Source organism: Pandoraea sp. ISTKB, assembly GCF_001721285.1.
GTDB classification, from domain to species: Bacteria; Pseudomonadota; Gammaproteobacteria; order Burkholderiales; family Burkholderiaceae; genus Pandoraea; species Pandoraea capi.
The window spans coordinates 20,650-30,755 of record NZ_MAOS01000063.1; the positions used below are offsets into that span (position 1 = coordinate 20,650).

The window sequence follows — 10,106 nt, forward strand, 5'->3', positions numbered from 1 at the left end:
CGCTTCGGTGTGCGCCTTTTGCGCCGCCCCTCATGGTGTGCGTCGTGGCGTGCGTCATGGCACCCGTCATGCCGTGCGCCGATCCGGCTGGTCGCCCTGAGCGCATTGGCCTGTGGCCTGTGGCTGCCCGGTTTCGCCCAGGCGGACTACCGGGTTCGCGTCGACGCGCCCGGCGACATCGCCAAACTCCTGAAAGACAACCTCGATGTCGTGCGCTTTGCCGAGCGCGACGACATCGGTGACGCGCAATTCGAGCACATCATCGCGACGATCGGCGAGCAGGTCCAGGAACTCACGTCCACGCAAGGTTACTTTTCGCCCGTCACCCATGTGGATGTCGCGACCGTCAATGGCAAGCGCGACGTCGATATCAAGGTGGACGCCGGCACGCGCACGCATATCAAGGACGTCGACCTGAAATTCACGGGGCCGGTCGTAGAACAGAACCCCGAGCGCGTGACGCAATTGCGCAACGTCTGGGAGTTGCCGGTGGATGCGCCGTTTCGCCAGTCGGATTGGGACAAGGCCAAGAACGACACGCTGTTTCAACTGGGACAGAAGCGCTATCACGCGGCAAAGATGACGTTCTCGCGCGCCGTGATCGACGCCGACGCCAACGCCGCCTCACTCGCCGCGACCTATGAGAGCGGTCCGCCGTTCACGTTGGGTCCGCTCATCATCTCGGGCACGCGGCGCTATCCCGAGCAGATCATCCGCAACGTCAATCCGCTGTCCGAGGGCGAGCCGTTCGACGCCGACCGTCTGCAAGAGCTGCAACGTCAGATTCAGGCCACGCCCTATTTCTCGAACGTCATCATCTCCGTGACGGAAGATCCGGCGAAGGCGGATAACGCCCCGATCGAAGTGAAGGTGCGCGAATTTCCGGAGCAGCGTGTGCAGAGCGGTGTGGGTTACACGACGGATACTGGCGCCAGCGTCAACGGACGCTACTCGTACTACAACCTGTTCGGCAAGGCGTGGACGTTTGATACGCAGGCTCGCCTTGAACAGTATCGTCAGGGCGGTTACGCCGAAATCGGCATGCCGCCGGATACGAGTGGGTATACCAATAGCCTGCGCGGCTCGTTCGACCGCACGTATCTGAACGGTCTCGACCAGCGCTCCACGCAGATCGGCATCAAACGCGCCCGTTCACGCGAGCGCTACGACTGGGCCTATACGCTGGACTTCTACCGCACGGACGAGCGGCCCGATGGCGGCGAACGCTTTCAGAACAAGGCGCTCGTGCCCGCCTTCTCGTGGAACCGTCGCGATGTGGACGATCTCATCTTCCCGCGCAAGGGCAACATCATCAACACGCAGGTCGGCTTCGCGGCCAAGCCGGTGCTTACCGATCAGAGCTTCGTGCGTCTGTACGGTCGTATTCGTCAGTACTTTCCGGTCGGCGAGCGCGATCTCATTCTGGCGCGTCTGGAGCTCGGGGCGGTGCTGACCAACGGCAACAGCAACCGGATTCCGTCGTCGCTGCTGTTCTTCGCGGGGGGCACGTCGTCGATTCGCGGCTATACGTATCAGAGCATCGGTCGTCAGCAAAACGGCACGACCTTCCCGACGAAATACCTCACCACCGCCAGCCTCGAATATCAGCGCTGGTTCACGCGCGACTGGGGCGGTGCCGCGTTCTGGGACGTGGGCACGGCCACCGACGACTATCGGCATCCCACGCCGCTGTACCACGGCGTGGGTCTGGGCGTGCGCTGGCGCAGTCCGGTGGGCCCCGTCAACCTCGACCTCGGCTACGGCGTGCATGATCGCCGCTTCCGTCCGTCCATCTCGCTGGGGGTGGCGTTCTGATGACGACGACATCTCTCGATACGACCGATACGACCGCCATGAGTGCTGGCACCCCCGGTGATGCGCGAGAACCGACCTTGACGTCGACATCACCGTCGCACACCGGCGCAGTGAGTTCGACCGGTAGCGGTGGTAGCGGCGGCAATCCGCCACCGCCGGACAACACGACGCCTCCGCCCACGCGCCCTCGCCGGTGGGGCCGCACGCTGGTCGGCATGGTGCTGGCTCTCCTGCTCATCGTCGTGCTGGCCATTGGCGCGCTGGTCTGGGCGATGTCCAGCGAGCGCGGCAGCCGCTGGCTCTGGCAGACGGCCGTCTCCACGCTCGGCGGCAAGCTGTCGGGTGAGTGGCGCAGCGGCAGTGTGCTGCACGGCTTCACGGTGAACGACGTGAAATACGTCGACGGTGCGACGCGCATTACCGTCAGCAAGCTCGAAAGCCGCTGGGACCTTTCCTGGCGTCCGCTGCATTTCACGGTGGACAAGTTGCACGCGGGCGAGGTGGATCTGGCCTTCGCGCCGTCGCCACCGTCGAATACGCCAACGACGATGCCCGCCAGCCTGCGTCTGCCGCTTGGCCTGACGCTCAACGACGTGCGCGTCGCGAAGCTCACCATGCACGCGCCGGCGCTGGTGCTCGAAGACATTCAGGTGACGGCACGCAGCGATGGTACGCAGCATACGGTGCAACTGGCGCATCTCGGTACGCCTTACGGCGAGGCGCAGGCGAATCTCCAGTTGAACGGCCAACGTCCGTTTGCACTGGGCGGCAACGTCGGCTTGCAGGCGAAGGCGGGCGATATTCCCGTTTCACTGAAAGCGGATCTGTCCGGTTCGCTGGATGCGCTCATCGTCGATCTGACGGCCAGTGGTGAAAAGCTCAACGGGACGGCGCATATTGCGGCGTCACCGTTCGGTGCGGTGCCTCTGTCTCGGGCGCAGATTGCGCTCGATCACCTCAATCCGCGCGATTTCGCAGCGGGGGCGCCGCAGGCCGATCTCGCCGTGCAGGCCGATCTGCGCCCGGAGCCCGGCGCGAAGACATTCCGCGTACTTGGGCCGGTATCGGTGACCAACGCGAAACCGGGGGCGATCGATGCGGGCTGGCTGCCGGTCGAGAGCCTGCGCACGCAGGTGCTGCTCGACGCGACGCGTCAGGCGTTGACCGGTATCGAACTGAAACTGGCAGGGCGCGCGGTGCTGACCGGCAGCGGTGAACTGCGTCGTGAGAAGGTCGCGCCACTGGCGGATGTGGCGAAGGCCAGCGGACCCGTGGCGAGCGCACCGACCACGCCAACGACCACGACAGCGGACACCGAAGCCACTGTCGGCGGTTTCGCGCTGACCCTGCGCGACCTCGATCTGCGCGCGTTGTACGGCAAGTTGCCGGCAACGAAGCTCGGTGGCCCGCTCGACGTCAAACTCGACGCGAAGGGTCAGCGCATCGTGCTCGACTGGCGCGATGCGGCCCGGCGTGTGCTCGCCGACGTCGGCCTCGACGCCAAGGGCACGACGATTCACGCACTGTCGCTGGATGCCGGCAACAGCCGCGTCGCCGCGACCGGCGTGCTGGGGAACGGCGACACCGGCGCCTATCAGGCGCAGATCAGGCTCACGCGCTTCGATCCCGCCGCCTGGTACGACCTTTATGGTTCGCAAAAGCAGGGTTCGCAAAAGCGTGGCTCGAAGACACCCACGGCCAGTGTGACCGGGCAGTTCGATGCGCAGGGCGCGTTGCGTCCGGCGTTCGGGCTGGCGTTGAAATTCGCCTTGCAGGACAGCGTCTACGCGGATTTGCCGATGAGCGGTGCGGGCACGGTGAGGCTGGCGGGCACGCGATTGTTGCCCAGCGATGCGAACCTGCTCGTCGCAGGCAACAAGGTGTTGCTGCGCGGCAGCTTCGGGGCGCCGGGCGACCGGATGGCGGTCAACGTCGATGCCCCGTCGCTCGAAAAACTCGGCTTCGGTCTCGCCGGTCGTCTGCAACTGGACGGTCAGGTGTCGGGGACGATGGAGCGTCCGGTCGTGGTGGCGACGCTCGCGGCGGACAAGCTCGTGTTCGGCGCGCAGAAGCTTGAGCATCTGGCCGGTAAGGTGGACGTGAGCGGTGGCTTGCCCGGCGCGCCGAGCGACCGTCTGAACGTGACGCTCGACGCTCAGGGTTTCGTCAGCGACGTTGCGCGGCTCGACAAACTCTCGGTGGCGTTGGCCGGCACGCGTGGTGCGCATACGTTGCATCTCAAGACGAGCGGCAAATTGCGCGAAGCGCCGCTCGACATGAATCTCGACGCTGCAGGCGCCATCACGGACACGCGCGGCAAGCCGGGCTGGAAGGGCACGATTCAGGCGCTGGAGAACCGGGGCGTGCCGAAGCTCAGTCTGGCGTCGCCGTGGCAGGTCGAGGCGAGCGCGGCGCGCGTGCATCTGGGCGCTGCCCGGCTGGTCGCAGCGGCGGGAACGTTGTCGCTCACGAACTTCGATTATGGCGATGGCCAGTTGAAGACCGCAGGCACGATCGACACGCTCGATATCGCGCAGGTACTGCGCGTGGTGCAGTCGTTCACGGGCGAGTCGTCGTCGGTGGCGAGCGACATGGTGCTCGACGGCAAATGGAATGTGAGCGCCGGACAGCGTGCCGATGGTTTCATCGACGTCGTACGCCGCAGTGGCGACGTCACGTTGCGGCGCGGTGGGGTGAACGAGAGCGTCAGGGTGACGATCACGGGCATTCCGGGCCTGAGCGCCGAAAATGGCGGGAAGGGTGGGGTGGGCGCGCGCGTGCCGCTCGGCATCTCGGAGATGCATGCGCGCGTCGATCTGTCGGGACAGACCGCGCGCACTACGGTGAAGGCGGTTTCGTCGCTGGTCGGCACGCTCGATGCCGACGTCCAGACCGGCTTGCGCGTGCAGGACGGTATTCCGACCGTGCCCGACGATGCCCCGCTCACCGGCCGCATGGCCGTCGCGATTCCGAACCTCTCGCGGTTCGAAGACCTCGCGGGCGCTCAGTTCTCGTTCAGGGGCCGTGCGAATCTACAGATGGCGCTGGCGGGCACCGTGGCGAAGCCGCGTCCCACAGGGGAACTGACCGCAGACGATCTCTCTGTCCAGATGTTCGATACGGGCGTGAGCGTGAAGGACGGCAAGGTGCGCATCGCCCTCACGCCGACCGAGATCGTGTTGCGCGACGTCGTCATGACCGGCGGCGGTGGCGGCACGGCGCGTGCGACCGGCAACATCCGTCTCGACACGCCCGAGCCGACGCTTGGCATCACGCTGGCGGCTGACAAGCTGCAATTGTTTGCGGCCCCGGACCGGCAGTTGTCGCTCACGGGCGAGGCTAAGGCCACCGGCAGTGGCGACGCCATGGCGCTGAACGGCACGTTCACCGTCGATCGCGCCCGGTTCGCCTTGCCGCCGACCAGCGCGCCGAGGCTGGGCGACGATGTCGTCGTCGTGCGTGGCGGCGCTCAGGCACGCGCCAAGCCGCTCGATCCGAAGGAGGAAGCGGCGCGAATCGGCGCGCAACCGACGAGCCGCTTCTCGCCGCACATCAACGTGGAGGTCAATCTGGGACGCGACTTCCGCTTCGTTGGTGCGGGCGCGGATCTGCTGTTGCGCGGCAGCATGCGTGTGCAAAGCGATCCGCTCACGCCGATGCGCGCGACCGGCACGATCACCGTTGCCGAGGGCACCTACGAGGCGTTCGATCGCAAGCTCTCCATTGATCGCGGTCAGATCAACTTCGTCGGCCCGCTGGACAACCCCGATCTCTACATTCAGGCGATGCGTCGCAATCAGGAAGTCGCCGCGGGTGTGCTGGTGACGGGCACGGTGCGTCAGCCACGCGTCACGCTCGTCTCCGAGCCGAACGTGTCGGATGAGGAGAAGCTCTCGTGGCTGATGTTCGGCCATGGCCCCGATGGCGCGGGGCTGGGGCAGCGTCAGGCGATGGCGGGGGCGGCCACCGCGCTGTTAGGCGCGACGGGCGGCCGGCGCATCATCAAGGATCTGGGGATCGACGAGTTCAGCATCGGCACCAGCGATTCGGGGCTCTCCGACGACGAACAGGTCGTCAAAGTCGGCAAGGCGATCTCCGATAACTTCTCGTTGGGATACGAGCAAAGTCTGACCAGCGCAGCGAGTATCGTGAAAATCACGTGGCAGGTGTCGCGTCGCTGGCAACTCGCCTTGCGCACCGGGTCGCTGTCGGGGTTCGATGTGCTGTTCAACCGTCGCTTCGATTAATGGCGTCGCGTCGGACGTGGATGGCAGTCGCGCCCGACTAACGTGAAGAGGAGAAGTCACGATGAAAACGTCGATCGATTTCGATCATGGAGCACCGGGTATGCGCCGGGGCCTTCGTTGGGGAGTCGCTATGGGATTGCTCGCGAGTCTGTTGGGATTGTTCGGTTGCGACCAGCAGCAGATCGACAAAGTGCGTGAAAAGGCGCGCGACACATTCAATGCCGTCAAGCCGGACGACATGCTGCTGCGCGACCTCAAACCGGGGGAGACGACCGAAGCGCAGGTGCGCGATCAGATGGGTAAGCCGGAGATCGTCTGGGAGAACAACGACGGTTCGCGTCGCCTGGAATATCCGCGTGCACCGGGCGGGCTCAAGACGTACATGGTCGACATCGATGCGAATGGCAAGCTCACGCGCGTGACGCAGGCGCTCTCGGCCGAGAACTTCGGGCAGGTACAGCCGGGAATGTCACAGGACGATGTGCGGCGTCTGCTCGGCAAACCCACGACGGTTGCCGAGTATCGTTTGAAGAAAGAGACGGTGTGGAGTTGGCGCTGGCTCGAAGACGGTGTGAATTCGCCCGGCATGTTCAACGCCCACTTCGGGGCGGACGGCCGGGTCACGGTGACGTCGCGCTCGCCGGATCCGGCGTCCGAGCGTCCGTGATCGCCGCCCACCGATCCGTTTATTGCGGGGTTACCTGACCGGCCGGTTCGGCGGATGCCTGCTGCGTCGCGTGCCGATGCCGGTTCGTCACCATGCGCTCGTGCAATCGCACGATGATCTTGCTCCCGGTTTTCTCGAACGCGAACGGCAAAATGGCGTGGATAAGGCAAGCGAAGCAGGCCCCCAGCAACGGCAGCGCAAACGAGAGTGCCGACCCCATGTGCTGGAGATAGTTTTCGCCGACGGATGCCGGATGTTGAGTGAAGATTTTCATGGCGAGCGCTCTTCTAAGAATGTTTCTGAAGTCTAATGGCACGCCTGAGGTAAAGGCTTTCAAATATCCTGCCGAATCGGGTAGGATTTGGAAAAATTTTCCTCCCGGGTGGCTGCCATGGACAAAACCGATCTCGCGATTCTTGAAAATCTGCAAAGCGATGCCTCGCGCTCGCTGGGCGAACTGGCCGAGGCGGTGCATCTTTCGCCAACTCCCTGCTGGCGCAGGGTGCAGCGTCTGCGGGAAAACGGCGTGATTACCGGGCAGGTGACGCTGTGCGATCCGCAGCAACTGGATCTGCGCGTCACGGCGTTCGTGTTCATCAAGGCGGCGACGCATAGCGAGGACTGGATGGTCCGCTTCGTGTCCGGCGCGCGGGAATTGCCCGAAATTGTCGAGATCCACCGCATGGCCGGCGACATCGACTATCTGCTCAAGGTCTATCTGCCGGACATTGCGGCGTACGACCGTTTCTACAAGAAGCTCATTCGCGTGGCCGATCTTCAGGACATCAGCGCAAGCTTCTCGATGGAAACCGTGAAATTCACCACCGCATTGCCGGTGGATCACCTGCGCTGAGCCAGAAAACAAAACACCCCGAGGCCGGAGAACCGGCACTCGGGGTGTTTTGCTGGACGAACGTGAGATTTACTTCACGCGCATGCCGGGCTTTGCGCCATCGTGCGGCTCAAGGATGTAGATGCCCGGTTCCGCCTTCTCGTCGGCAGCCGACGCAGCGAGCACCATGCCTTCCGACATCCCGAACTTCATCTTGCGCGGGGCCAGGTTGGCGACCATCACCGTCAGCTTGCCGACCAGCACTTCCGGCTGCGGGTAAGCGGACTTGATGCCGGAGAAGACGTTGCGCGTTTGCGCTTCGCCCACGTCGAGTGTGAGTTGCAGCAGCTTGTCAGAACCGTCGACCGCCTTGCAATCGACGATGCGCGCAATGCGCAGGTCAATCTTGGCGAAGTCGTCGATGGTGATGATGCCGTCGTCTGCCTTCTCGGTCGCCGGTGCCGACTTGTCTGCCTTGGCGGACTTGTCCTTACCCTTCGCGGCCGCCGCTTCCGTCGTGGGGGCGGTCGCTTGCAGCGAGTCGCGGTTGGCCGCGAGCAACGCTTCGACCTGCTTGCCTTCGACACGCGTCATCAGGTGCTTGTAAGCCGTGATGGCGGCATCGCCGGTGAGCGGACGATCGACGTCCTGCCACGTTTGCGGCGCGATGTTCAGGAATTGCTCGACGGCTTGCGACGTGGTCGGCAGCACCGGCTTGAGATACAGCGTGAGCAGACGGAACGCCTCCAGACACACGGAGCATGCTTCGTGCAGTGCGGCAGCCTGCGCCGGATCCTTCGCCAGATCCCACGGCTTGACGGTGTCGACGTAGCCGTTGATGGCGTCGGCCTGCTCCATCACCAGACGCAGCGCCTTGCCGAACTCGCGCCCTTCGTAATAGGCGGCGATTTGCGGCGCAGCGGCGCGAACCTGTTCGAGCAGCGGGGCCTTCATTGCGTCTGCCGACACGCGGCCGTCGAAACGTTTGATGAGGAAGCCCGCGGCGCGGCTGGCGATGTTGACGTACTTGCCGACCAGATCGCTGTTCACGCGCGCGATGAAGTCATCGAGGTTCAGATCGAGGTCTTCCATCGTGTTGCCCAGCTTGGCGCCGATGTAATAGCGCAGCCATTCCGGATTCAGCCCGGTGTCGATGAAGCTCTGCGCCGTAATGAACGTGCCGCGCGACTTCGACATCTTCTGGCCGTCCACGGTAAGGAAGCCGTGGGCGAACACGTTGGTCGGCGTGCGATGGCCCGAGAATTCGAGCATTGCCGGCCAGAACAGCGTGTGGAAGTACATGATGTCCTTCCCGATGAAGTGGTACTGCTCGGTGGTCGAACCGGGCTTCACCCATTCTTCGAAGTTCAGGCCGCGCTTGTCGCACAGGTTCTTGAAGCTGGCGTAGTAACCGACCGGTGCGTCGAGCCACACATAGAAGTACTTGCCCGGCGCGCCCGGAATTTCGAAGCCGAAGTAGGGCGCATCTCGCGAGATGTCCCAGTCGGCCAGCGTCGATTCGCCGTCTTCACCGAGCCATTCCTTCATCTTGTTGGCGGCTTCCGGCTGGGCGAGACCCGACACCCACTTGCGCAGGAATTGCTCGCAACGCTTGTCCGAGAGCTTGAAGAAGTAATGCGTGGACGTCTTGCGCACCGGCGTGGCGCCCGAGACGACCGAGTACGGATTGAGCAGGTCCGTCGGCGCATAGGTCGAGCCGCAGACTTCGCACGAATCGCCGTACTGATCCTTCGCGCCGCACTTCGGGCATTCGCCCTTGATGAAACGATCCGGCAGGAACATTTCCTTGACCGGGTCGTACGCCTGCTCGATGTCGCGCGCTTCGATCAGGCCCTGTTCCTTGAGGGCGAGATAGACGCTTTCGGACAATACACGGTTCTCTTCGGAATCCGTCGAGTAATAGTTATCGAACGAGATGTTGAAGCTGTCGAAGTCGCGCTTGTGTTCCGTCCAGACGCGATCGATCAGTTGCTTCGGCGTGAGGCCTTCCTTCTCGGCACGCAGCATGACGGGCGTGCCGTGCGTGTCGTCTGCCCCGACGTAGTACACCTCATGGCCCTGCATTCGCATGAACCGTACCCAGATGTCGGTCTGGATGTATTCCACCAGGTGACCGATGTGGATCTGGCCATTGGCGTACGGCAGTGCGGATGTAACGAGAATGCGGCGGGACATGTGGATTGACTGTGGTGGGTTGAGGGATGCAGGAAAGGACGATTCTAGCAGGCGGGGCGGGTTGACGCCCAAACAGGCGCGCCGGATGACGAATTCGTCCGCGCGCGGCGCACGGGACAAAGCGAGCGGCAAAAAAAAAGCCGGAACCAGGTTCCGGCATAACTAGGCACACGTAACGTCAATAACAAAGAGGAGATGAAAGCGCCCACGGTAGGCACTTCCGAAGGGTCTGAGCGATAGGGCAGGGGATTAGTTCAACCAGTGTGCCGACTTTCGATGCTGCGTCGCAGCATGCGTGTGGCGGGGGAACCGTCAAACGCCCACCCGGCGGGGCGGGCAGGCGTTTGAA

The 10,106-nt window shown here is 63.8% G+C and carries 6 protein-coding genes; 4 read left to right on the plus strand and 2 right to left on the minus strand.

All coding sequences use genetic code 11. From position 1 onward, the window contains the following. Positions 1-81 precede the first annotated feature (81 nt). From A9762_RS22985 to bamE, 3 genes are all read left to right on the plus strand, one after another. Complete coding sequence (locus A9762_RS22985) at positions 82-1,815, plus strand: autotransporter assembly complex family protein (RefSeq protein WP_069344316.1); 1,734 nt, start codon at positions 82-84, stop codon at positions 1,813-1,815. After that, positions 1,815-6,062 (plus strand): translocation/assembly module TamB domain-containing protein, encoded by a 4,248-nt coding sequence (locus tag A9762_RS22990; protein WP_083254213.1) that lies wholly within the window; start codon positions 1,815-1,817, stop codon positions 6,060-6,062. Before A9762_RS22985 ends, A9762_RS22990 begins: the two co-directional genes overlap by 1 nt. Positions 6,063-6,192: 130 nt before the next feature. Then, entirely contained in the window at positions 6,193-6,729 is a 537-nt protein-coding gene (bamE, locus tag A9762_RS22995; RefSeq protein WP_083254214.1) for an outer membrane protein assembly factor BamE, read from the plus strand. Positions 6,730-6,748: 19 nt separating this feature from the next. Here bamE and A9762_RS23000 read toward each other — a convergent pair whose 3' ends face one another. Continuing rightward, positions 6,749-7,003, minus strand: a complete 255-nt coding sequence (locus A9762_RS23000; protein ID WP_069344308.1) for a DUF6356 family protein — start codon at positions 7,001-7,003, stop codon at positions 6,749-6,751. Positions 7,004-7,120: 117 nt separating this feature from the next. Between A9762_RS23000 and A9762_RS23005 the strand changes: the two genes are divergently transcribed. After that, positions 7,121-7,582, plus strand: a complete 462-nt coding sequence (locus A9762_RS23005; RefSeq protein WP_069344309.1) for an Lrp/AsnC family transcriptional regulator — start codon at positions 7,121-7,123, stop codon at positions 7,580-7,582. A 69-nt stretch (positions 7,583-7,651) separates the two neighbouring features. Here the strand turns inward: A9762_RS23005 and metG are convergent, their stop codons facing one another. Further along, entirely contained in the window at positions 7,652-9,757 is a 2,106-nt protein-coding gene (gene metG, locus A9762_RS23010) for a methionine--tRNA ligase (RefSeq protein WP_069344310.1), read from the minus strand. Positions 9,758-10,106 lie beyond the last annotated feature (349 nt).